This is a genomic window from Haloferax sp. DFSO60, from assembly GCF_046557615.1.
Lineage (GTDB): Archaea > Halobacteriota > Halobacteria > Halobacteriales > Haloferacaceae > Haloferax.
On the sequence record NZ_JBKIII010000001.1, the window covers coordinates 303,598 to 323,694 of the forward strand.

A 20,097-nucleotide genomic window follows, 5' to 3' on the forward strand; every position below is an offset into this window, starting at 1 on the left:
GTTTCCGTGAATGTCATGGTTTTGTCACGGTTTTGGATGAGTCGGCAAGTTTTACTTCGCTACCAGAACACTCTCGGCCATGCGCGGCATGAACGATATCGACACGGTGGGGGTCATTGGCGCAGGAACGATGGGCAACGGAATCGCACAAGTCGCGGCCATGTCGGGCTACGACGTCGTGATGCGTGACCTCGAAGAAGAGTACGTCGAGCGTGGACTGGACGCAATCGACAGCAGTCTCTCCCGGTTCGTCTCCAAAGAGAAACTCTCTGAGTCAGAAGCCGACGAGGTCCGCGACCGCCTCACCGGCACGACCGACTTCGACGCACTCGCAGACTGCGACCTCGTCGTCGAGGCCGCCGTCGAGAACATGGACATCAAGCGCTCTATCTTCTCGGACCTCGACGAGCTGATGCCCGAAGACGTGATTCTCGCCACGAACACGAGTACGCTCTCGATTACGACTATCGCGGCCGCAACCGACCGCCCCGAGCAGGTCGTCGGCCTGCACTTCATGAATCCCGTCCCCATCATGAAGGGCGTCGAAGTCGTCCGCGGCGAGCACTCCTCGCCCGAAGTCGTCGAGTTCGCACACGACTTCTCCGAGAAACTCGGTAAGGAGACGTGGGAGTCCGACGACAAGCCCGGATTCGTCACGAACCGCATCCTCATGCCATGGCTCAACGAGGGCATTCGCGCCTTCGACGAAGGCGTCGCCTCGAAGGAAGACATCGACCGCGGCATGACCCTCGGTACGAACGTCCCGATGGGTCCACTCACGCTCGCCGACCACATCGGACTGGACATCTGTCTCGACGCCTCTGAGACCCTGTTCGAAGAACTCGGTGACCGTTACAAGCCTGCCTACCTGCTCAAGCGCAAAGTCGCCGCGGGTGACCTCGGCAAGAAGACGGGTAAGGGCTTCTACGAGTACGAGTAAGCCGCTAACTCGCGTCCCTCATTTTCGCAGTCGCATCACGCCAGCGCCGACTACTGCGACGACCAAGAACAACCCCCCGAGCCCCGCGAGTGTCACAGCGAGCCCTGTCACTTCTGCGACGCCGCCGCTTGCGACGTAGGTCAGGATAGCGGCAAAGAGGAAGAGCGCGGCCACGAAGCCACCGACGAAGAGAACGAACATCGGCGAGAGGTAGTCGTCTGCGGGCACACCATCCAATTGGAACCGAGCGAGGAAACTGTTGGCGTCTCGAACCGATGCCTATCAGTTCTGAATATCCGCGCGAATCCTTTTATTCTATCCCGCGTGAACGTCTGTCCAATGATAACGGTCGAGAACCTGCGGAAGACCTACGGCGACTTCCCCGCCGTCGTGGGGAGCGACTTCTCGGTCGAGCCCGGAGAAGTATTCGGTATCGTCGGCCCTAACGGCGCGGGCAAGACGACGACGCTGAAGATGCTCGCCGGACTCATCGAACCAACCTCCGGGTCGGCCGAAGTACTCGGCTTCGACCCCGAAGACCCCGCGATGCGTCGCAAGCTCGGCTTCCTCCCCGAAGAGTCGCCGCTCTACGAGGACATGACGCCGCGGTCGTATCTTCGGTTCTTCGCCGACCTCTACGACGTACCGCGCGACGTTGCGGACGACCGAACCAACGCCGTCCTCGACAGATTGGACCTCGAATATCGAGACCGACGCCTCGGCGATATGTCGAAGGGGATGAAACGAAAGGTCGCTATCGCTCGCTCACTCGTCAACGACCCCGACTTGCTCATCTACGACGAACCCGCGAGCGGTCTGGACCCGCTGACGACGAACGTGGTGTTAGAGTTCGTCCGCGAACTCCGAAACGACGGCAAGACGGTCGTTTTCAGCGCCCACAACCTGTTTCACGTCGAATCCATCTGCGACCGCGTGGTCATCATGAATCGCGGCGAAATCATCGCTCGCGGCACAGTTCCCGAGATTCGTGACCAACACGGCGAGACGAGCTATCGCGTCTATACGACGGTCGAACTCCCAGAGAGCGAGCGAGAAGGCGACCAATTCGTCTCGGTCGTCGAGACGATGGACGAGGTGGAATCGTTACGAACCGACGTTGAGGAGGCTGGTGGGACTGTCTCGGACATCCGCACCGACGAAGCCTCGCTGGAGGATATTTTCCTTCGCCTCGCGCGCGATGCGCCGACGAAGAGTACGCAAGACGGGGGGCGTGGCAGTGTCCAAGAAGGAGGACGTGGAAACTCGTGAGTGCCGACGAACCTTCACGGAACGACTCCATTCGTGCGGGCCTCGTCGCCCACGCCCGAGCAATCGCACGAATCGCCCGCTGGGAGGTGTCGCGCTCCGCAGAAACCATCGACCGTCGGACGCTCGCTCTCGGTGTCGTCCTGCTGTTGGTGACCGGAGGCGTCGCCGTCGGTGCCGCCGCAGGTGGCGTCGCTATCGACCGCGACCTCTATCGCGTCGGTATCGCGGCCGATAACCCGTACTACGAAGCAGTCGAGCAGTCGGCGGTGCTCGACGCCCGACCCATCACAGACTCGAACGTCGAACTCGTCGTCCGAGAGAATTTCGTCCAGGTTGGACCGACACAGACCAGCAAAGCGGCCTACAGCGCCTTCAGAGACGCCGTTCAATCGTACAACGCACGCCAATTATCTCAAGAAGAGAACCAATCTGCGGCCTATCCAGTCATCGTGTCACTTCAGTACCGTGAACGCGGCGCGCTCGTTCCACCGGGCAGTCGCGTCGAATCCGGCGACTCGGGTTCGACATCGAGTACTGATTCAGGCACCGATTCGAGCAGCGGGTCTGACGCCGACACTTCGACTTCGTCAGGAACGACTGACACCGGAGATTCAGAAACCAGCACGAACGACGAGACGGGCGGCGCACCCGACGTCGGCCTCGGTGGTGCTGGCGGGTTCCTCGGCGGTGGCACCTCTGGGTCTCCAGCGGACATTAGCCCGCCGTTCCCCTTCGCATCGCTCGTCCTCGCCTTCGCGTTCTTGGTTCCGATGAACTTCGTGATTCAGGCCTACGGGTCGAGCATCCTCAACGAGCGCGTGAAGCGCCGCGGTGAACTCTTGCTCGTCGCACCCATCTCGCCGGGAGATATCGTCCTCGGAAAGACCGCACCCTACGCGCTTGGGATGGTCGGCCTCACTGTCGTCATCGCCGCAGCAATCGGCGGGGGAATCGCGTCTATCGCCGCAGTCGTCCCGATTGGATTGCTGTTCTTGGCTTCGACGTTCGTCGGCGCGATGTTCGCCCGTTCGTTTAAGGAACTCACGTTCGTCACCGTCACCGTCTCGGTCTTCTTGACGACCTACACGTTCGTCCCGGCCATCTTCACGAACGTCACACCGATTGCGCTCATCTCGCCGCTGACCATCGTCGTCCGTGACCTCGCCGACGATGCGATTCCACTCGGTGATTTTGTGTTCTCTGTCGGGCCGATTCTCATCGCCTCTATCGTCTTGTTCCTCCTCGGAACCGGCGTCTACCGCGAAGAAGACATGTTCACCCAGCGACCGGTCCCCCTCAAATTCCTCGACGCACTCGACAGTCAGATTTCGCGCCCTCGGTCGGTTGCCACCGTTTCGGCACTGACGATTCCGTTCGTCTTCATCGCCGAACTCCTCGCTATCGCCGTGTTGTTCGTACTCCCAATCGACGTGACGATTCCGCTCGTCCTCGTCGCCGTCGCGGTCATCGAAGAACTCGCCAAGAGCCTCCACGTCTATGCCGCGTTCACGAAAGCGCGATTCGCCCGAACGATTCGCGTCTCGCTCGTCCTCGGGGCGCTCTCGGGACTTGGGTTCTTCCTCGGTGAGAAGTTCACCGCGATTATCCAAGTCGTCAGGCTTCAATCGCTAACACTCGGGCAAACTGCGTTCCAACCATCGGGACTCGGCATCGCCGACCCGTCACAAATCGGCCTGCTCTCGGCGCTTGGACTCCTGCTCGCACCGCTCGCGCTCCACGCGGTGACTGCCACCGTCACAGCACTCGGTGCGAGACGCGGACCGACCGCCTACGTCGGCGCGTTACTCGGCGCAATCGGCATTCACGTCGTCTACAACTTGCAGGTGGTGAGCTTCCTTGGGTAACCCACGACTCGCAATCGCCCGGCGTGAACTCGGGAGTCTTCGAAAGGAGAAGACAATCGTTCTCGCACTGGCGATTCAACTCTTCGTGGCGGCGTTCTCGTCGTTCCTCGTCGTCGGTCTCGTGTCGCTCTACGACCCGAGTGCCGGGTCCTACGAAGTCGATGTCGCTATCGCAGGCGGTGACGAAGCCGTCGAAAGCCTGTTGCGGGCGACCGCGTCCGAACAGGGTATCGATGCCCGAGTGTATCCTTCGACCAATAGTGCGCTGACGGCGTTCGAACAACGCGAGGTGGACGCGGTCTTAGAGGCATCGACCGACGAAGAGGGCCGAATACGGGTGCTTGCGATTGCGCCGGATTCGGGCGTCGAATCCACGGTTATCGTCGTTCAGTTACGCGATGCGCTCCAGCAACTCGAACGAAACGAGCGCGCCGAGCGCGATGCGTTCTTGGAATCGACGCCGCTTCGACTCCCTCCGGCGACTGATTCGAATCCCTACTTCGGATTCACCTATACGGTACTCGTCCCACTGTTGCTGTTCTTGCCCGTGTTCATCGCCGGGTCGCTCGTGGTCGATTCACTGACTGAGGAAGTCGCTCGCGGCACGCTCGAACTCCTCCGCGTCGCTCCCGTGAGCTTCCCCGCCGTCGTCGATGGGAAGGTATTCGCCGCGGGCGGGCTCGCACCCGTCCAGGCGATGGCGTGGATGGGGCTGCTCGCTCTTCGCGGGACGCCCATTCACAATTTCGAGCTGTTGTTCGGGTTGGTGACCGGTCTCACCGCAGTTGTCGTCTCACTCGGTGCTACCGTCGCGCTCGTCGCCCCAGACCGTCGGAGTTCGCAGTTGCTCTACTCTGTGGGCGTCTTGCTCGTCTTTGCAGGCACGTCGTTGCTCCCACTCAACCCCGCGAACACCGCCGCAAAACTGGCACTCGGAACTGCTGGTGTTTCCTCTGTTGCTGGTGCCGTCGGCTTGCTCGTCATCGGTGCTGTCTCGCTACTCGGCATGCGCATGGTCGTCAGTCGAATCGACCCGAACGAACTCGGGTAGGCGACCTCTCGCCTTGTTTTCGCTCGCCGCCACGCACCACAAGGGGTACAAGGCCTGAGCCCAAGGGCCGATACATGGGAATCGGAGGAACTGCGAAGAAAATCCAGAAAGTCGCAGAGATGGCAGAGGACGTCTACAAGAAACTCAACGAACTTCGCGAGCAAGTCGTCGAAATGCGCGAAACGGTCGGTGAGACGAAAGACCGCGTGGACAACCTCGAAGCCGAGAACGCCGAACAACGGGCGATTCTCGAAGCGATCGCCGAAGAGCAGGGAATCGACCTCGATGCCGTCATCGCAGACGCACACATCACCGAAGCCGAAGCGTCAAACGGCGAGGTCGAGTCTGAGGAATCCGCTGAATCCGAGACGACGCCGACCGAGAATTAAGAACTGGATTCTCTGTTCTCCTTCACACCGCGATAAAAACATTCAGGGCCGGGGGCAACATTTGCCCCCATATGACCACGCACCGCACGCCGTTCGATTCGGTGCTCGATACCATCGGTGAGACGCCGCTGGTCCGGGTTCACGCCTCTCCTGACGAGGTTCCAGTGTACGCGAAACTGGAATCGTTCAACCCCGGCGCGAGTGTCAAAGACCGCATCGGGAAGTACATGCTCGAAGAGATGCTCGCCGAGGGGACGCTCCCCGAAGGCGGCACTGTCGTCGAACCGACCGCCGGAAACACCGGCATCGGGTTGGCTGTCGCCGCAGGGCAACTCGACATTCGCGCCGTCTTCGTCGTCCCCGAGCGCTTCAGCGTGGAAAAGCAGACGCTCATGCGCGCACTCGGTGCGGACGTCATCAACACGCCGACCGAAGACGGCATGGGCGGCGCAATCGACCGGGCTCACCAACTCGCAGAAGAACTGGACGACGCTGTCGTCCCCCAACAGTTCTCGAACCCGCTGAATCCCGAAGCCCACTACGAGACGACTGCGCCCGAAATCTACGACGCCCTCGACCACGAAGTCGGCGCGCTCGTCGCCGGGTGTGGCACCGCGGGTACGCTCATGGGCATCGCCCGATACGGACGCGAGAATCACGAGGAAACCTTCGTTTCGGCTGTCGAACCCGAAGGCTCGCTCTACTCGACGTTCCACGGACGCGATGTGGAGGAAGGCCCGTACAAGACGGAAGGAATCGGGACCCACAACCCCGCGACGAACGAGTTATTCGACCCCGAACTGGTCGATGAAATCGTCCAAATCGGCGACGAAGAGACGCACACAGAGATGCAGCGACTCGCCGCCGAAGAAGGTCATCTGGTCGCATCGAGTTCTGCGGCGAACTGTCTTGCCGCGCTCGACGTAGCCGAACGCGCCGCTGCCGGTGAAATTTCGCTTCCCTACGATTCTGTCGTCACACTCTTCCCCGATTCGAGCGAGCGCTACCTCTCGAAAGGCGTCTACGGCGACTTCGAATCCTGGGAAGGCTGATTATCCGTGTCGGGCGTGTTCGACTTTTAGACAACGGTCCTGCACGAATTTGAGGCCCGCTTTTTCGGCGCGTTCGCCAGCCTCGTCGTCCGTAATCCCGAGTTGGAGCCAAACCCCCTGTACGTCGCCGCGTGACTCAGCACGTTCGATGACTGCATCGACGACGCCACCTGCTTCTTCGGACGGTCGAAACACGTCCACGAGGTCGATGTCTTCTTCCACGTCGGCGAGGCTGTCGTAGGCTTTTTCGCCGAGAATCTCGTCGCTAAAGGGATTCACAGGGATGATTCGATAGCCGTTGCGCTGGAGGTACGCCGGAACGTCGTGGGCTGGTTTCCCGGGGGATGATGAACACCCGACGACGGCGATCGTTTCGACATCGAGGAGGGAACTAATTTCTTCGGCGGATGTAGCCATACACGAAATTCGGATTCTCAGTTTAAAAACCTCAGTTGCACGTGCGGTGAGAGCGCACGCTCGATGGGTCATTGGACGGCGATGAAAACTGGTTAGTCGTTGGCGAGGCGAACGGTCGGTTCGCCGTCTTCCGAGGTGGTGATGATGCCGTCGAACAGTTGTTTGATGGTGTTCATCGTCCGGTCGTCGTGCGCCGAGGAGTCGATAGCGAACAGGCCAAGCCCGCCGACGCTCTGGATGCGACCGGTAAAGACGTGGAGGAAGCGGAACACTGTCTGGAGGTCGGCGTACATCAAGAGCGTCGAGAGCGAGTGGAGCATCACTCGGTTCTGGGTGAGGTTACGTTCCTGGTAGTACTGTTGGAGAACCTCGGAGAGTTTGATACCGATACCGGTCATGTCAACGGGTGACGACGCGTATTTGATTCGGTCGTCGTCGCGCACGTCGCCGACGCCCTGCTGTCGGGTGACACAATCGACGATTGCGACCGGCTTGTCGTCGTAGTCCACGCGTTTTGCGTAGTCTTTGAGAACGCGCTCGCCACCGTCTTTGGTCGTGACGACGATGACTCCCTCGCCGCGTTCACTCCCTTCAGCGAGGATATCGAGCGCGAGCGAGCGCTTACCGGTCAGCGGCGGCCCACTGATGAGCAGATTCGTTCCTGGTTCGACCTCCGTATCGAGGCCCGCACCGAGGTTATACATGCGTGTACCTCGGTGTCGTCTCGGTTCCGAGGCGAATTGCCGCATGATGCGTCCGCTCTCCGGGAGCCATCAGATAGTACGACCATTTCGTGAACTGGTAATATTCTTTTTGATTGGTCCGCATCCGCACCCTCCGCGACAGCATTCAATTTACCCGGCTATTCCGACCATGGATGCACTTCGTCCCACAATAAACGCCACGGCGGCGAGATACATCCCGTATTTGATGCGACGTTGTCCGACACTCGGGTCTGTGAACGACTGCACGGACGCACTGACCATTATCGCATCGGCTGGAAGGACCAAACCGAGATACGCGACCCCGAAGTCACCGCTGACGTACGGAATCGCACTCGCCACGATTGCGACTCCGAGGACGACAGCACTGGCCCACAAGGCCCGTTTCTCGCCAACGACGATTGGGAGTGTTTGCAGTCCTTCTTCTCTGTCGCCGACGATATCTTCGACGTCCTTGATGATTTCGCGGGTGAGCGTCGCCAGTCCAGCGAGTACGGCGAGGACGAGCGCACCCAGCGGGTCGCCGACTGCCGCCCCACCGAAGAGGAACGTCGAACCGGTGAGATAGCCGACGACGACGTTTCCGACACCCGGCAGGCCTTTGAACAGTTGCGTGTAGGCGACGAGCGCGAGCAGGTTCACGACGGCAATCGCAATCGCAAGGCGTGGAAGCGTGATTGCCGCGACGACCGCGCCGAGAAAGAGCGTGATACTGAACCACAGCGCCTCACGAGCTGTGACTGCCCCCCGCGGAATCGCCCGGTCCGGTCGGTTGATAGCGTCGATGTCGCGGTCGAAGTAGTCGTTGATGGCGTTGCCCGCCCCAGTCGCGCAGATGGTCGCTACGACTGCCGCGACGACGGCGAGCGCGTCACTGGCCGTGATTCCGGCGATAAAGGCTCCCGTGAACGTGAGTACGCCCGCCGCGATGGTGTTCCCCGGGCGTGTGAGTTCGACGAACCCCCGTGCGCGCTCCCCCAATGACATTAATCAGTACTCTCCCCACACCGTGTATAAATGACGCGGACTGCCGCCGCGAATCAATTCATTTAAACATGACCACGGCGCACGAATGAGTGTAGGGCGCTTAGCTCAGTCTGGACAGAGTGCTTGGCTTCGGACCAAGTTGCCGTGGGTTCAAATCCTGCAGCGCCCATACGAAATTAACCTTCTTCGGTGCTAATTCTGGAAGCCGTAGCTGTGGCTTCTGTCCGGAGAAATCGGGTGAATTCGCGTTTTCGGAAAACCCCCGAAAAAAGTATTCCAACAATCTCTTAGAAACGGCTCCGCGCAGTAGTGCGGTTTTCATAGCCAACGGAGGTGACAGGTAGATGGGTGTTTCCTCCCTTTGGAGGCATATCCGCTACCGCTGCCGGAGTTGCCACGAGTGGTGCCTCGTCGATCACTCCGAACGCGCGGCCAAGATGCGCGAGTGTCGATACTGCGCTCGCATCCCTGCCATCGAGGACGAGATTCGAGACCTTCGTCTCACCTCACTCCTGTGGGCACACCAATTCGTCGCAGAAACCACCGCAAGGACCGGAACAGCGGAGAGCGGGTTCCAGTCCGCTCGGAGCGGTCGGAAGCAGGGGCTTGCCCCTGACCCGGAAGCCGGTCCGCAAGAGGCCGACGGCCGTCGGCCTCAAACGAGTGGCGGTGCGGTGCAGTCCTCCCTCGACGACTTTCTGCTTGCTGACGGGGGCGTGAGTGAGCAGTGATGGCGTCACCTCACCCGGTGCGAGCGACGCTCCGGGGAGGAGTGGTAACTCTCGGCCTTCCAAGGAGACTAACTCTGTAGAGGCCTCTACCGGGCAATCTGGCTTCACGGACCCGCTGGAGGAGAAGGTCCACGAACGCGTGCTCGAGTTCATCGAGGAATACCCCGAATTAGCCAACACTCCGCTGTGCGAAACGCACGGTCGGAAACTTCGGCGCATCGTCACCGAATCAGAGTACCGGGACGAATGGGTCGAACCACAAGAGCCGACGGAAAACGCGTTCATGGTCACGGAGTTAGCAAAGCGAGAGGCTGCGACGTGGGCCGATGCAGTGAGTGCGTTCCTCACCGCTCACACCCGATATGAGGGCTTGATGGCCCGCTTCGGAAACGACGAAGGTGACGAGTTCGAGATTCCACTTACCGACGCGTGGGGCGAGAACTACTCGAAAAAGCAGTACGCTCGCGCACTCGCCTTGCAGAGACAGATGTCCGGCGGCGAACGACCGAGTGGCGGCGAAGCAGTAGCGGCGTGGGGTTCGCCCGCGACCGCGATGCTCACCCTCACTGCATCGTCGATTCCGAACGGGACGAGACTTCCACCAGTCGAACACCTCGACGCCGTACACGACTCGTTTTCATACGACGGAGTGCGCGACACGCTTCGCAATACAATGGAGTACCACCTCGGCCTCGACGCTGACGAGTGGGGATACTGGCTCCAGGCAGAACCGCACGGCATGGAAGGAAACGGCGGCGGGATGAACGCCTGTTACACGCACCTCCACGTCGGCGTGTACTTCGACCTCGACCCGTTGGGAGAGTTGGCGAACGACCTGCACCAGGTCGGAACTGAGTTCGAGCGCGTAATCGACAAACACCTCGAAGTCTGCGAATACGCAGGCTGGTCCGCTCACAACTACGAGAAAATCGACGACTACGAGGAGGACTCGAATGGGTGCATCTCACTGAACGCCAGTGTCGAAAACATGGGTTCGTACCTCGCAGCGTACATGGGCGGTTACACCGAATCTCTGCTGGACAAGCCAGTAGAATACCTGGCGTGGGGCTCGCTTTACTGGTCTGCTGCTCGACGCCGAACCTCTCGCTCGAAGGTACTCACCGAAGCTATCGCTGCGGACGCTTGCGAGCAACGGGCTGAATCGCCCGAAGCGAACCAGACTGACGCGCACGGCAAATCTGTCGTATGGGACGATGGTCGCGGCCCGAACGTTGTCTGCGAATGCTGTAGTTCGGGCTGGGCAATCGACCAATCACGGCTCGAAGAACCAGTATCGGACGACGATCTGCTCGAGGCCCTCGAAGGAGAGGACACCGAAGACAGTGGTGAGTTGACGCTTGCTGAACGCTGGCCTAGCGTGAATGCTGGCGTCAGAATAGGTGAATCGACCACTCGAACTCGTATCCGTAAACGGGTCGAAACCGAACTAAAACACAGCGACGAAGAGCTATCTGTCGAACAAGTGCTTGGCAGAAACATCTCAGAGATACCGATTGAACTGGCTGGTTTCGTCAAATCAGTGATGAACGGTGAGGACGAACCGTACGAATCGTTCCGGCGTGCGTCGCTCGAATCCGAGTGGCGTCTGGAGGCGATTATCGACAGAGATGGTGAGGAACACCTGCCCAGCGGTGGCGGTGTCGATATGGTCTCACTGAAAATGCCGGTCCAACGCATCCTCGACGAGACGAGATTGCAGCACGACCTCGAAAAAGGTGAGATGTGGCGATGTAAGAAGTGTAACTTGGCGATGCACAACGCGGAGTCGATGGCTCGTCACTTCGTGAATATCGGCTTGGAAGAACCGGAAGCCGCTGACCACGTGCTGCACGTTGAGGACTATTACGACCAGGACAGAGAATGTATGCGACACCCTGAAAGCCATAATTCGGGTCGAAAATAGGTTACGTAGGGTGAATTTTGTGATTGGGACGTGGAAATTAGTGAGTGCCTCTGACTACCTCGTAACCCAAGCATATGTTGAAAGGTTGATGGTATAATTGTACCGAACGTAATACTCGTGTCAAAAATTGACACTCACATCTTCGGATAAGCAGAGATATATCGAATTCTGAGACCACTATCTATAGCTGCTGTGAAAGTGGATATATCTAGTTTCACTAGAGTATTCCATGTCGATACTGCCTTGCGAATAGATACTCTTCTTGTATGGCGTCTGAACCTATGTCGTTCGACGACTTCGAAGAAACGCAAGTCGAAGACGACTACGACGACGGTGTAGAAGAGATAAAATTCGAAGTAGGCGAGGCGGTCATCGGTGTCATCGTTGACATCGACCGCGACGTCGGACCGAACGAAAACGACGTAATCCATCTCGCTCGCGGCGGCGACCTCGGCGACCGCGTAAAGTTCTGGTCGAACGGCCAGATTCGCCGCGTCATCGATCAAAAGGGCCTCTCGAACGGGAGCTGGCTCGCTATCAAGAAGACCGAAGAGACGCGCTCGTACGAGTTCGAGAACGAGGACGGTGAGACGGAAGAACGCGAGTACCACGTCTTCGACGTGAGGGGCGAATAATGGCGTCTCGCTACTCGTCTGGACTAAGCGGCCTCGCGTCCGACTACGCGATGCTCCGGACGATTCCGGCGATGCTGTCGGTCGTGTTCGTCGCAACCGGCCTGTACGCCTTCGGTGGCGTCTCCGACATCACCATCACCTGGCTGTCGAACTACACGCTCACGACTGAACACGCGACGCTCGGGAGTATCGCAGTATACCTGCTGGCGTTCATGAGTTCTGAGACGAAATCCCTCGAACAGTACGAACTGTGGGAGGCTGGTTTCATCGTTGCTACGATTTTCTCAGTTCTCGGCTGGCAGTACCTCACTGAGTTCAAGGACTTCATGCTCGGCCTCGGCGACCCGTTAGGCGCGCAGATCGTCTTCGCCGTCACCATCGTCGGCTGGGCAGTTGCAGTTCGGTGATTCACCCATGAACCACACTTTTCGACTGACTAAGGGACAAGCCGCGGCTACGCTCGGCTACCTCGTTGCTGTGTTCGCTGCCGCGTCTTTCATCGTCACTGGAGGCATCGCATGATTGACCCTGTGAAAGCGGGCGTCCTCATCGTCCTCGGTTCTGGATTCACTGCTCTCAACTTCGTGTTGATGGGCTTCCAGAACTACGCTGGTCCAACCGGCTCGTACACTCCGGTCTTCCCGCTCTTCTTTGCGATAGTCGCTATCGCGTTCTATGAGTTCAAGGACTACTCGTCCTCGACCTCGGAGGAACCAGAACTGGAGGTGGAGCAATGAGTCTGCTGACCACAGGTGCGACTTTCGCGTCTATCCTGAGCGCGGTCGTTGCTGGCTCGTTCCTTCATCCGGTCGTCACTGGCGGGACGACCTCGACCGCTGGCACGGAATACGTGGCTATCGCTGCGGCCTTCGTGTTGCTCGCACTCACGTTCGGTGTGCTTCGCGTGTCGATGTTCGGCGATTCTTCGATTCGTTCGCTCCTCGACGCCGCACCTTCCATGCTGAAGGTTGGCGCTCGCAAAGCGGGGGCGCTCACGCTTGCGGGTGTGCTTGTCACGACTGCAGCGACGAGCGGTGTTGTTCCAAATTCCTCACCTGTCGGGACTGCATCTGCTGAATGGTCTGAGGACTGCGACCTCCGCGATTCTGCACTTGTTGCGTTCACTCTGTCCATCGTTGACCCGAACGGCGACGGTTGTCGTTGGTTCCCAGGTGAAACGGCAGATTACGAAAACATGAGCGAGGTTGATGCGTACGCATCAACACTGGGTGTCAAAGATAACACCGAGACTTTCCTGACGACCAACGAGAACTTCATGCAGGATACTCGTTCGGTCGCTTGGTCGAAGGCCAAACTCACCATCATCAACGAACTGAACAACGGCAGTTCTCTGTCTCAGGTCAAGGCCGCTGCCAACCAAACTGTTCTCGACTACTATGCTGGGATCGAGTACAACGTCATGTCTGACTACTCTGCCAAGGTCTCTCAGATGCGCTACATCGACCAAGAGACCCCTCTTTCAGTCCAATGGTACGACCCAACGGACGACCGCGCAGAGACTGGTTCCTGGGTAGTTGACAAATTCAACTACACTACGATGAACGGCACTGACATCCCCTACGATTCCTTCCAAGGGAGCGTAGACAACAACTGGTTGTCGTGGCACCAGTCGTCAGGGAAAGACCCGTACTACGTTGAGGTTCAAGACCCAGACACCTCTAACTGGGTAACCATCTACGACACCGCAGATTACCGCAGTGTTCGGGGTGGACTCTACAACCAGAAGGACCAGGTCCAATCTAACGTGGACGCTTACGTTGATGCACTTGCCGCCCAGTACACGGCAGGTGACATCAACTCCTCAGATATCGTTAATCTCGACCCTTCGATTCTGGCTGAACAGGCTGCCACTGATTACAACTCTACTGGCTACTACTCGTTCGCCGCAGTTCAACTTGCAGCACTTGGTGCCTCTGGCGACCTCAATGCGTCGCATACCGTCACCGTCCATGGTGCTGTGAACACCACGTGGAACGGCACGCTGTTCTACACTGGCGACGACGGCCCGACCAGTGGCTGGGAAACTGGAACAACTTACAACATCTCCGACTACAATGGTACCTTCTATCTGGCTTACCAGAACGACAACCAATCCGGTATCACGGATCTGTCTTCCTCTGGTACTTCGTTCACTATTGAGTCTGCGGTGAACACCAATACCGGCGAGGAGATGAATACCACAATCAGCCAGACGTATATCTACAAGTCCACCAACGCATCTGCGTTACAGGAAGAAATCGACCGCCTTCAACAACTCCGCGAGCAGTATGAAAGTACGAATACAGGTGGTGCAGGCTCGTCCGGTGGTCTCTCGACCGAAATCATCGGCGGCGCTGTCCTCGTCGGTGTTGCTGCCGTACTACTCATCCAACGGGAGGGCAACAAATGAGATGATTGTCTGGCTTCTCTCGAAGCTCCCAATTGGGGCAATTCTCGGCGTACTCGTAATCGCCTTCGCGCTGCAAGGCGTGGGACTTGACCTGATTGGAATGGCGTCCGATCTCCTCCTCGACCTGCTCGGCATGCCCGACTGGTCGGGATGGTTCGGCTCGCTCCTGTAACGCTCTCCGAACTCCCTGCCTTCCCTTCCATGAAAACCAGAATCATTGTAATCAGTTGTATCGCCCTGTTGCTCGTTGCAACCGGGTCGGCGGTCGCACAAGAGAACTCGACCGCTACCGCGTCTGCTCCGACAGAGACGACGACGCCCGAAGCTACGCCCTCGGACTCGGAGGCGTCGAACTCGACCACCTACTACGGCGACGTGTCCGGCGACCCGTTGCTTCGCATCGTCGATGCCGAGTACCGAGACGGAACTGCAATCATCACGCTCGAAGCCGACGCACCTCGACTCGTCACGGTGACCGCGCCAACCGGCTCGACGTCGGCTGGCGTTGCCTCCGGAAACATCGTTCGCAAGTCGATTCCGAAAGGACGTTCGACGATTCGAATTGTCTCGCCTGAACCTCGAATCACGCTGACTACTTCGACTAGTATTAGCAACGGCAAGTACACTGAACTCAGATTCGAGCATGGCTCGGCGCTCATCTCCGGCCCGTTCACCGGCAAGGACGTGCGAGACGCTGCAATCGGCGGGACGCTTGGAACTGCGTTCGTCGCATTGCTCGTCATCGTGCGGCGTCGTTTCGGCCTGCACAAAGGCATGGAGCGTGTCGCATGAGCGAAGAACAACCAGAGGCAGAAGCCTCGAACCCACGCGAAACGCCGGAAGAACCGGACGTGTCTGCGTCCTCGACGACGGTTGCACCGGAACCTGAATCCGGGCGATTGGTGACGGCCTTCGTCTGGGTGATGCGCTACGGCATCCACCTGACCGTAGCTGCGACGCTCCTACTCGTCGGCCTCGTACTCGTTCTTGGTGTCGAAGTCCCTCGCTCGCTCCAAATCATCGGCCTCACAGCGGGCGTCTCTGGCGCTCTCGTCGGGCGATGGGTTGGCGTCCAAGCAGTTGACCTGATGGGCGGCCCGCAAATGCTGTGGCTCGTCGACCTCGACCTGCTCGACCGCGACGGCGCGGGAATCTACGCCTGCCCAACACCACGCTGGTCCGAGTGGACCGTCGTGAACGGCCAACTCTGGTGGGCGACGCCGAACCTCGCGTTCGGTCGTGGCGTTGACCTCGACGCCGAAGAAGTCGCTGGGACGTGGGTCGGCTCGTTGCCGGACCCAGTACTCGCTCGGGCGCTCGAATACCTGCGCTACAACCGCAACCAGTTGGAACCGAAGGCTCGCAAAGGCGAAGCCCTCGAAATCAACGCATTCGCAATCGTTCGCTCGGCGGCGGTCAAGACCGTGAAACACGTCGTTCGAACGTTCGAGAAGGGTGCGCTGCCGGACGACGGCAAGGCCCTTCACTCGGAAATTGATTCCGTCCTGGAAGACTTCGACCTGGACGGCTCGAACGAGATTTTCGACGAGGATCCGACTCAGTGGACGCCGGGCGACGACTCTCCTGCGCCCGATCCCCTCGCAGACCTCGCACAGCAGCGGGAGGTGACGAACGATGACTGACGAACGTCTGCTGACTGCGGCGAAGTTGTACGAACAGGTTCGAGGACGCATCGAGGGCGACCACCGTCTGCTCGACCACGCCGGGCTGCCGGTTTCTCAAAGCGACCACTCGAACCTCTCGTTCCTGAACTCGCTCGACCTGACCGAAGACGAGGACCTCGCCGACTCTTTCGGTGATACGTCGCTCGGTCGGCTCGTCGATTCGTCGCTGCGGACGGAAGCCGCAACCCGCGCTATCAAATCGAATCACGCAACCGCGCTTTCGTATCTCGTCGGCGTGACCCAACAGGACCTCGACGCCAGTTCGCTCACGCTCCCTCTTCGATTAATCGACGAACTCGAAAACGGCGGTGGACTGACGACAATCACCGGCGCTGGCAATCCGAACACCGGAAAGACGAACTCGATGTTCCTGCTGAACGGCGACCTCGCTCGGGCCTACTGGGGAGATGACCTACTGGTTATCTCCAACGTCGGGACGTGGGACGGCGCGGACATCGTGGTCCGGTCGATGTACGACCTGATGGACGTGCTGCTCGAGCATCGAGAACGGCCGAAGACGGTCACTATCGACGAAGGTTCGACCCACTTCGACGCTCGAACGTACCGGCGCGAAGTCGCCTCGCAGTGGACACCTGCGATTAAGCGCTTCTCGAAGCTCGGCGTCGAATCGGTCGGCGTGGTCTGCCACACTGGAAAAGACGTCCACCCAGAACAGAAGCGGCTCTCGACGCTCTCGTTCTTCAAAGAAGCGCAGGACGAGGTGACGTTCTACCGTGACTGGGATGCCGATTCTGACAAGCCGAATGGCGAACTGTTCGGCGGTTCGCTCGTGAACCTCGAACCAACGCTGGAGACGTACGACCCGGACGACGCCGCGCCGTGGGCGTGGAACTTACCGAGTGATCTGTTTCAGGAGCAGTTCGAGGACTGGGAGGAGTTCCACGGGTTGCTTCAATCATCAAACCCTTAGAAAAATTTTCACATCTCGTTTTCAAGCATTTCTATCACTTGCTTGCTATTATCCTTGAGACTATCTAAATGAGACTTTGTCAACGATTCCACATTCCCATCTTCAATGTCCGCGATGGACCTCATTTTTGATTCTTTTGGGCCGGAGATCGCCGATTCTAGCATTGAGTGAAACGCAACCAGTGCTTGGATTTCTTTCTTCGTGAGGTGACCAAGCTCGTTCGTATTGGATGTGAATATTTTATTTCTATCTGAAATGAACTGGATTGTTTGGACATATCTCTCAAAATCATCGTCGATTGTGTCCGAATAATTTCTCTCTGCAGCCATGGATAATTCAATAATCGATTCAATTTCTGCAATGAGTGCTGTCCTCAACCTGTTCGCCTTTTTTTCTTCTCGCTTTCTTCTTGTGATGTCTCTTACAACGTACGTCCCTAACGAACCGATTATGGCACCCAATACCGCCGATAAAACAGGAGACGAAACTACCATACTGCTGATCAATGAACTGGTACTATAACAACATTTTCGTCACTCAAAATGTCTTTTCCACAGACTGAGTGGTCAATTTTTATCTCTATTTTCAACACCTTGTTTATGATTTTCTGGAAGTGTATTATAGAATTCCTCAATTTCTTTGTCTCGGCCAATTGTTTCATCTACAACATAATTGAACAATTTGAACAAAGCAAGCGCGACCTCATGATTGTCATCCATATCCATCTCGCCCGGATGGACAGAGTTATTTCCAGTAATTCGAACCGAATCAAGCATTTTCTGAGTTCTTGGATGGATCTCGTTTTCTTCTACAAGGTGTCCGATATCCTGATAGATTCCATCACCAGGTGTGTCTAAATGGTCTTCTAATAACCGCTGGATTCCGAGGCGTAACAGTGCGGCAGCTGCTCTGGGTGACGAGTCTACAACTTCGGCAGCTTCAGAATAGTCTCTTCTCAAATCGTCTGGCATTACGTCGTGTGGCTTCGGGGCAGTGGTTGATTTTGGGTAGTATATTTTCTTGTCCCGCCAGACACATTTGTCTCCGCACTTGGTGCATTTGGAGAGAAATATTTGTGTTTTCACTCTCCCAAAGGTGGTTTGGTCCCACTCTTGTTTAGCGAAAGCACCACAGTGTGGACAATTAAACCCTCTTTTTTGAAACTCTGGTGAAACTTCCTTGCCAGACATACCATTCGGTTTACATCCAATATACTTGAACTTCATTCCATTCGCCCACCCATCCTCTTCTCGGGTAGTACAGTTGGCATTTCTCCATCGAGACCTCTTGTCCATTCTGGGAAAGATTCAATTCAATACTATATTCTATCTAATATAGTGTACCGCTACATCCCCGACGAAATCGACTACGAACGCGCGAACCACCAAGCGAAGGTCCAAGACCCGAAGAATCTCGACGTAAAGCGAATCGGAAACCTCGGAGAACTCGCCTTCGAACAGTTCTGCCGCGAATACCTCCCGGTCGAACTGTGGGAGTGGAAGAACGAAGAACCGATGCGGCGATGCAACCCAGAGAGTTTCTCGCCGTACGACTTCGAAGTGTTCGGCTACGAAGTAGACGTGAAGACCTCGCGTGACGTTTCCGCGTTCCTCCCTGAAACGATACTCGACAACGACCCAGACGACGATATCATCGTGATGGTCTGGCATCGAGATAACGAGGACAGTCTGATACTGCTCGGCTGGGAGCGCATCGAGACGCTGAAATCCAAAGCAGAATCGCAGGAGAAGTTCTCTGGCGACGAACCCGAGAAGCTCGATCACCTCGCAGCGCGACCGATGAACGAGCTGATCGACCTCGGGCCGAACACCGCGCACATGAACCAGAAGCCGGAGAATCCCTTCTCACCCGGCGACCGCGTGAAGAAGAAGGGCGACGAAGACGCCTCGACGGCGATTGTCGTAGAGGTGCTACCACCGGAGAAGAACACCGGCGCGTACGGCGTGGAGATGGAAGGCGAAGCGGTCAGCGTGGCGTTCCCGTCTAGCCTCGACGAAGGACCGGGTGACTGGAAGAACATTCATCCGGCGCTGTATGCGTCGTACTGCTACGACCAGAATATCAGGTTGTACACGTACAAGCACTCGAATTTGGAGTTTACTGACGAAGAATAGTATACCACTGTAGCAGCCTTCACCTCCTGATTAGCTCATCTTACTCCTGAAAAAACCATATGCTGATCCAAGCCACGAGAAAGATAGTACAGAATTCAATATCAGTAAACCCGTTCCAATAATCTCTGTCACACGTAATACTCCTGTTTCGATTGACAGTGAGTTAAATAAAAGATAAGCTGCGATGGGATAGAAAAGCAACCAAGGGAAAGCAAAAACAATTACTGCGAAATCTAGTTCAATTCCACTGAATGTGGACTCAAACTCTTCCTTCTTTTCACCTGTATTATATACAAAGCCTCCACAGATCGCTGAAATAACCGCGAGTGCGAGTAGGCGTGTATCTGCTTGTACTATGAACAAATAAGCAAATGCTACAGAAGGAACAAATGGTACGATATCTGAGTCTCCGATTAGAAGTGAGGGTGCTTCTTCTAGATCTTTAATATCCATTATTGATTCCCAAATGTTCAAACAAATTATTGTTTTTGCTTGTCGCACACAGCTTTGAACTCACCAATTCTCATAAATGGAATAATTAGTAACCCACCCATCCACCCGCCCCCTTTACGGGTAGGGTGGTGGGTGCTGGCTCAGTCGCTTTTCTCTAACTCTTCGCCGTCGATCTCCCCGGCGAGGTATCCGCGACCTCGTTCAGAAAGTCGGTAAATCGCTCGCTCCTCGTCGTGGTACTCGACCAGCTCGTGTTCGAGCAGTGTGGCGAGGTGCTCTCGAATCGTCGTTCTCGCGTAGTCGGTGTTCTCCGCAATCAGTGCAGGAGTCAGAACAAGTTCGTCGTTCCCCTCGTTTCGCAGGCGCTCAAGAATCGCCCTATCGGTTGGAGTCATCCAATCTGCGAGGGGAACACGCATACACTCACACTATTTTCCCTGTGTATAGATATTTCCGTCAATCTGAATTGCGTATTAATTTGTATGTAATACCTACAAATCT

At 57.2% G+C, this 20,097-nt stretch carries 25 protein-coding genes and 1 tRNA gene; 18 read left to right on the plus strand and 8 right to left on the minus strand.

Features of this window, described 5'->3' with window-relative positions; translation table 11 throughout:
- The first annotated feature begins 79 nt into the window (after positions 1–79).
- The gene (locus ACK509_RS01505; RefSeq protein WP_410764730.1) at positions 80–940 is read left to right on the plus strand and encodes a 3-hydroxyacyl-CoA dehydrogenase family protein; all 861 of its coding nucleotides are present in this window, start codon (positions 80–82) and stop codon (positions 938–940) included.
- Positions 941–958: 18 nt separating this feature from the next.
- On the opposite strand, the gene ACK509_RS01510 is transcribed toward ACK509_RS01505, so the two are convergent.
- On the minus strand, positions 959–1,168 hold the full coding sequence (locus ACK509_RS01510) for a hypothetical protein (protein WP_410764731.1): 210 nt from the start codon (positions 1,166–1,168) through the stop codon (positions 959–961).
- 111 nt (positions 1,169–1,279) lie between these two features.
- Here ACK509_RS01510 and ACK509_RS01515 point away from each other — a divergent pair, with 111 nt between their 5' ends.
- From ACK509_RS01515 to ACK509_RS01535, 5 genes are all read left to right on the plus strand, one after another.
- The gene (locus ACK509_RS01515) at positions 1,280–2,209 is read left to right on the plus strand and encodes an ATP-binding cassette domain-containing protein (RefSeq protein WP_410764732.1); all 930 of its coding nucleotides are present in this window, start codon (positions 1,280–1,282) and stop codon (positions 2,207–2,209) included.
- Positions 2,206–4,074, plus strand: coding sequence for a PrsW family intramembrane metalloprotease (locus tag ACK509_RS01520; protein WP_410764733.1), 1,869 nt, complete (start codon positions 2,206–2,208; stop codon positions 4,072–4,074). Before ACK509_RS01515 ends, ACK509_RS01520 begins: the two co-directional genes overlap by 4 nt.
- Entirely contained in the window at positions 4,067–5,125 is a 1,059-nt protein-coding gene (locus ACK509_RS01525) for an ABC transporter permease (protein ID WP_410764734.1), read from the plus strand. The genes ACK509_RS01520 and ACK509_RS01525 overlap by 8 nt, the downstream gene beginning before the upstream one ends.
- Before the next feature lie 74 nt (positions 5,126–5,199).
- On the plus strand, positions 5,200–5,514 hold the full coding sequence (locus ACK509_RS01530; protein ID WP_410764735.1) for a DUF5798 family protein: 315 nt from the start codon (positions 5,200–5,202) through the stop codon (positions 5,512–5,514).
- A 71-nt stretch (positions 5,515–5,585) separates the two neighbouring features.
- Positions 5,586–6,566: a PLP-dependent cysteine synthase family protein gene (locus tag ACK509_RS01535; protein WP_410764736.1), complete on the plus strand. Its 981-nt coding sequence runs from the start codon at positions 5,586–5,588 to the stop codon at positions 6,564–6,566.
- Here ACK509_RS01535 and ACK509_RS01540 read toward each other — a convergent pair whose 3' ends face one another.
- The 3 genes from ACK509_RS01540 to ACK509_RS01550 form a co-directional block, all read right to left on the minus strand.
- Positions 6,567–6,983 carry a CoA-binding protein gene (locus ACK509_RS01540; RefSeq protein WP_410764737.1) on the minus strand — a complete coding sequence of 139 codons (417 nt, stop codon included), beginning with the start codon at positions 6,981–6,983 and terminating at the stop codon, positions 6,567–6,569. It lies immediately after the preceding gene.
- Between the two features lie 92 nt (positions 6,984–7,075).
- On the minus strand, positions 7,076–7,687 hold the full coding sequence (locus ACK509_RS01545) for an RAD55 family ATPase (RefSeq protein ID WP_410764738.1): 612 nt from the start codon (positions 7,685–7,687) through the stop codon (positions 7,076–7,078).
- A gap of 150 nt (positions 7,688–7,837) precedes the next feature.
- A complete protein-coding gene (locus tag ACK509_RS01550; protein WP_410764739.1) occupies positions 7,838–8,692 on the minus strand; it encodes a geranylgeranylglycerol-phosphate geranylgeranyltransferase in 855 nt (284 codons plus the stop codon).
- Between the two features lie 94 nt (positions 8,693–8,786).
- On the opposite strand from ACK509_RS01550, the gene ACK509_RS01555 reads away from it, so the two are divergent.
- From ACK509_RS01555 to ACK509_RS01605, 11 genes are all read left to right on the plus strand, one after another.
- Positions 8,787–8,861: transfer RNA gene (locus ACK509_RS01555), tRNA-Arg, on the plus strand.
- A gap of 268 nt (positions 8,862–9,129) precedes the next feature.
- Entirely contained in the window at positions 9,130–9,423 is a 294-nt protein-coding gene (locus ACK509_RS01560) for a hypothetical protein (protein ID WP_410764740.1), read from the plus strand.
- Positions 9,413–11,347: a hypothetical protein gene (locus ACK509_RS01565; RefSeq protein WP_410764741.1), complete on the plus strand. Its 1,935-nt coding sequence runs from the start codon at positions 9,413–9,415 to the stop codon at positions 11,345–11,347. The genes ACK509_RS01560 and ACK509_RS01565 overlap by 11 nt, the downstream gene beginning before the upstream one ends.
- A 266-nt stretch (positions 11,348–11,613) precedes the next feature.
- Complete coding sequence (locus ACK509_RS01570; RefSeq protein ID WP_410764742.1) at positions 11,614–11,982, plus strand: hypothetical protein; 369 nt, start codon at positions 11,614–11,616, stop codon at positions 11,980–11,982.
- Positions 11,982–12,389, plus strand: coding sequence for a hypothetical protein (locus ACK509_RS01575; RefSeq protein WP_410764743.1), 408 nt, complete (start codon positions 11,982–11,984; stop codon positions 12,387–12,389). Before ACK509_RS01570 ends, ACK509_RS01575 begins: the two co-directional genes overlap by 1 nt.
- Before the next feature lie 111 nt (positions 12,390–12,500).
- The gene (locus ACK509_RS01580) at positions 12,501–12,719 is read left to right on the plus strand and encodes a hypothetical protein (RefSeq protein WP_410764744.1); all 219 of its coding nucleotides are present in this window, start codon (positions 12,501–12,503) and stop codon (positions 12,717–12,719) included.
- Entirely contained in the window at positions 12,716–14,392 is a 1,677-nt protein-coding gene (locus tag ACK509_RS01585; RefSeq protein WP_410764745.1) for a hypothetical protein, read from the plus strand. The genes ACK509_RS01580 and ACK509_RS01585 overlap by 4 nt, the downstream gene beginning before the upstream one ends.
- Position 14,393: 1 nt before the next feature.
- Entirely contained in the window at positions 14,394–14,564 is a 171-nt protein-coding gene (locus ACK509_RS01590) for a hypothetical protein (RefSeq protein ID WP_410764746.1), read from the plus strand.
- Between the two features lie 29 nt (positions 14,565–14,593).
- Positions 14,594–15,184 (plus strand): hypothetical protein, encoded by a 591-nt coding sequence (locus tag ACK509_RS01595; RefSeq protein ID WP_410764747.1) that lies wholly within the window; start codon positions 14,594–14,596, stop codon positions 15,182–15,184.
- Positions 15,181–16,035, plus strand: a complete 855-nt coding sequence (locus tag ACK509_RS01600; RefSeq protein ID WP_410764748.1) for a hypothetical protein — start codon at positions 15,181–15,183, stop codon at positions 16,033–16,035. The genes ACK509_RS01595 and ACK509_RS01600 overlap by 4 nt, the downstream gene beginning before the upstream one ends.
- Positions 16,028–17,008, plus strand: coding sequence for a hypothetical protein (locus ACK509_RS01605; RefSeq protein ID WP_410764749.1), 981 nt, complete (start codon positions 16,028–16,030; stop codon positions 17,006–17,008). The genes ACK509_RS01600 and ACK509_RS01605 overlap by 8 nt, the downstream gene beginning before the upstream one ends.
- A gap of 8 nt (positions 17,009–17,016) precedes the next feature.
- Here ACK509_RS01605 and ACK509_RS01610 read toward each other — a convergent pair whose 3' ends face one another.
- Positions 17,017–17,502 carry a hypothetical protein gene (locus tag ACK509_RS01610; RefSeq protein WP_410764750.1) on the minus strand — a complete coding sequence of 162 codons (486 nt, stop codon included), beginning with the start codon at positions 17,500–17,502 and terminating at the stop codon, positions 17,017–17,019.
- Between the two features lie 72 nt (positions 17,503–17,574).
- Positions 17,575–18,198, minus strand: a complete 624-nt coding sequence (locus ACK509_RS01615) for a DUF4145 domain-containing protein (protein ID WP_410764751.1) — start codon at positions 18,196–18,198, stop codon at positions 17,575–17,577.
- A gap of 147 nt (positions 18,199–18,345) precedes the next feature.
- Here ACK509_RS01615 and ACK509_RS01620 point away from each other — a divergent pair, with 147 nt between their 5' ends.
- Positions 18,346–19,143: a hypothetical protein gene (locus ACK509_RS01620; protein ID WP_410764752.1), complete on the plus strand. Its 798-nt coding sequence runs from the start codon at positions 18,346–18,348 to the stop codon at positions 19,141–19,143.
- Positions 19,144–19,173: 30 nt separating this feature from the next.
- Here ACK509_RS01620 and ACK509_RS01625 read toward each other — a convergent pair whose 3' ends face one another.
- Positions 19,174–19,596, minus strand: coding sequence for a hypothetical protein (locus ACK509_RS01625; RefSeq protein ID WP_410764753.1), 423 nt, complete (start codon positions 19,594–19,596; stop codon positions 19,174–19,176).
- A 140-nt stretch (positions 19,597–19,736) separates the two neighbouring features.
- Entirely contained in the window at positions 19,737–20,015 is a 279-nt protein-coding gene (locus tag ACK509_RS01630; protein ID WP_410764754.1) for a winged helix-turn-helix domain-containing protein, read from the minus strand.
- Positions 20,016–20,097 lie beyond the last annotated feature (82 nt).

Excerpts from the sequence above, each read along its gene's own strand:
- ACK509_RS01550 (WP_410764739.1), bottom strand. The coding sequence starts at position 8,692 with ATGTCATTGGGGGAGCGCGCACGGGGGTTCGTCGAACTCACACGCCCG.
- ACK509_RS01600 (WP_410764748.1), top strand. The coding sequence starts at position 15,181 with ATGAGCGAAGAACAACCAGAGGCAGAAGCCTCGAACCCACGCGAAACG.
- ACK509_RS01570 (WP_410764742.1), top strand. The coding sequence starts at position 11,614 with ATGGCGTCTGAACCTATGTCGTTCGACGACTTCGAAGAAACGCAAGTC.
- ACK509_RS01630 (WP_410764754.1), bottom strand. The coding sequence starts at position 20,015 with ATGCGTGTTCCCCTCGCAGATTGGATGACTCCAACCGATAGGGCGATT.
- ACK509_RS01585 (WP_410764745.1), top strand. The coding sequence starts at position 12,716 with ATGAGTCTGCTGACCACAGGTGCGACTTTCGCGTCTATCCTGAGCGCG.
- ACK509_RS01610 (WP_410764750.1), bottom strand. The coding sequence starts at position 17,502 with ATGGTAGTTTCGTCTCCTGTTTTATCGGCGGTATTGGGTGCCATAATC.
- ACK509_RS01615 (WP_410764751.1), bottom strand. The coding sequence starts at position 18,198 with ATGTCTGGCAAGGAAGTTTCACCAGAGTTTCAAAAAAGAGGGTTTAAT.
- ACK509_RS01535 (WP_410764736.1), top strand. The coding sequence starts at position 5,586 with ATGACCACGCACCGCACGCCGTTCGATTCGGTGCTCGATACCATCGGT.
- ACK509_RS01595 (WP_410764747.1), top strand. The coding sequence starts at position 14,594 with ATGAAAACCAGAATCATTGTAATCAGTTGTATCGCCCTGTTGCTCGTT.
- ACK509_RS01540 (WP_410764737.1), bottom strand. The coding sequence starts at position 6,983 with ATGGCTACATCCGCCGAAGAAATTAGTTCCCTCCTCGATGTCGAAACG.
- ACK509_RS01515 (WP_410764732.1), top strand. The coding sequence starts at position 1,280 with ATGATAACGGTCGAGAACCTGCGGAAGACCTACGGCGACTTCCCCGCC.
- ACK509_RS01560 (WP_410764740.1), top strand. The coding sequence starts at position 9,130 with ATGCGCGAGTGTCGATACTGCGCTCGCATCCCTGCCATCGAGGACGAG.
- ACK509_RS01575 (WP_410764743.1), top strand. The coding sequence starts at position 11,982 with ATGGCGTCTCGCTACTCGTCTGGACTAAGCGGCCTCGCGTCCGACTAC.
- ACK509_RS01605 (WP_410764749.1), top strand. The coding sequence starts at position 16,028 with ATGACTGACGAACGTCTGCTGACTGCGGCGAAGTTGTACGAACAGGTT.
- ACK509_RS01580 (WP_410764744.1), top strand. The coding sequence starts at position 12,501 with ATGATTGACCCTGTGAAAGCGGGCGTCCTCATCGTCCTCGGTTCTGGA.
- ACK509_RS01505 (WP_410764730.1), top strand. The coding sequence starts at position 80 with ATGCGCGGCATGAACGATATCGACACGGTGGGGGTCATTGGCGCAGGA.
- ACK509_RS01590 (WP_410764746.1), top strand. The coding sequence starts at position 14,394 with ATGATTGTCTGGCTTCTCTCGAAGCTCCCAATTGGGGCAATTCTCGGC.
- ACK509_RS01530 (WP_410764735.1), top strand. The coding sequence starts at position 5,200 with ATGGGAATCGGAGGAACTGCGAAGAAAATCCAGAAAGTCGCAGAGATG.
- ACK509_RS01545 (WP_410764738.1), bottom strand. The coding sequence starts at position 7,687 with ATGTATAACCTCGGTGCGGGCCTCGATACGGAGGTCGAACCAGGAACG.
- ACK509_RS01625 (WP_410764753.1), bottom strand. The coding sequence starts at position 19,596 with ATGGATATTAAAGATCTAGAAGAAGCACCCTCACTTCTAATCGGAGAC.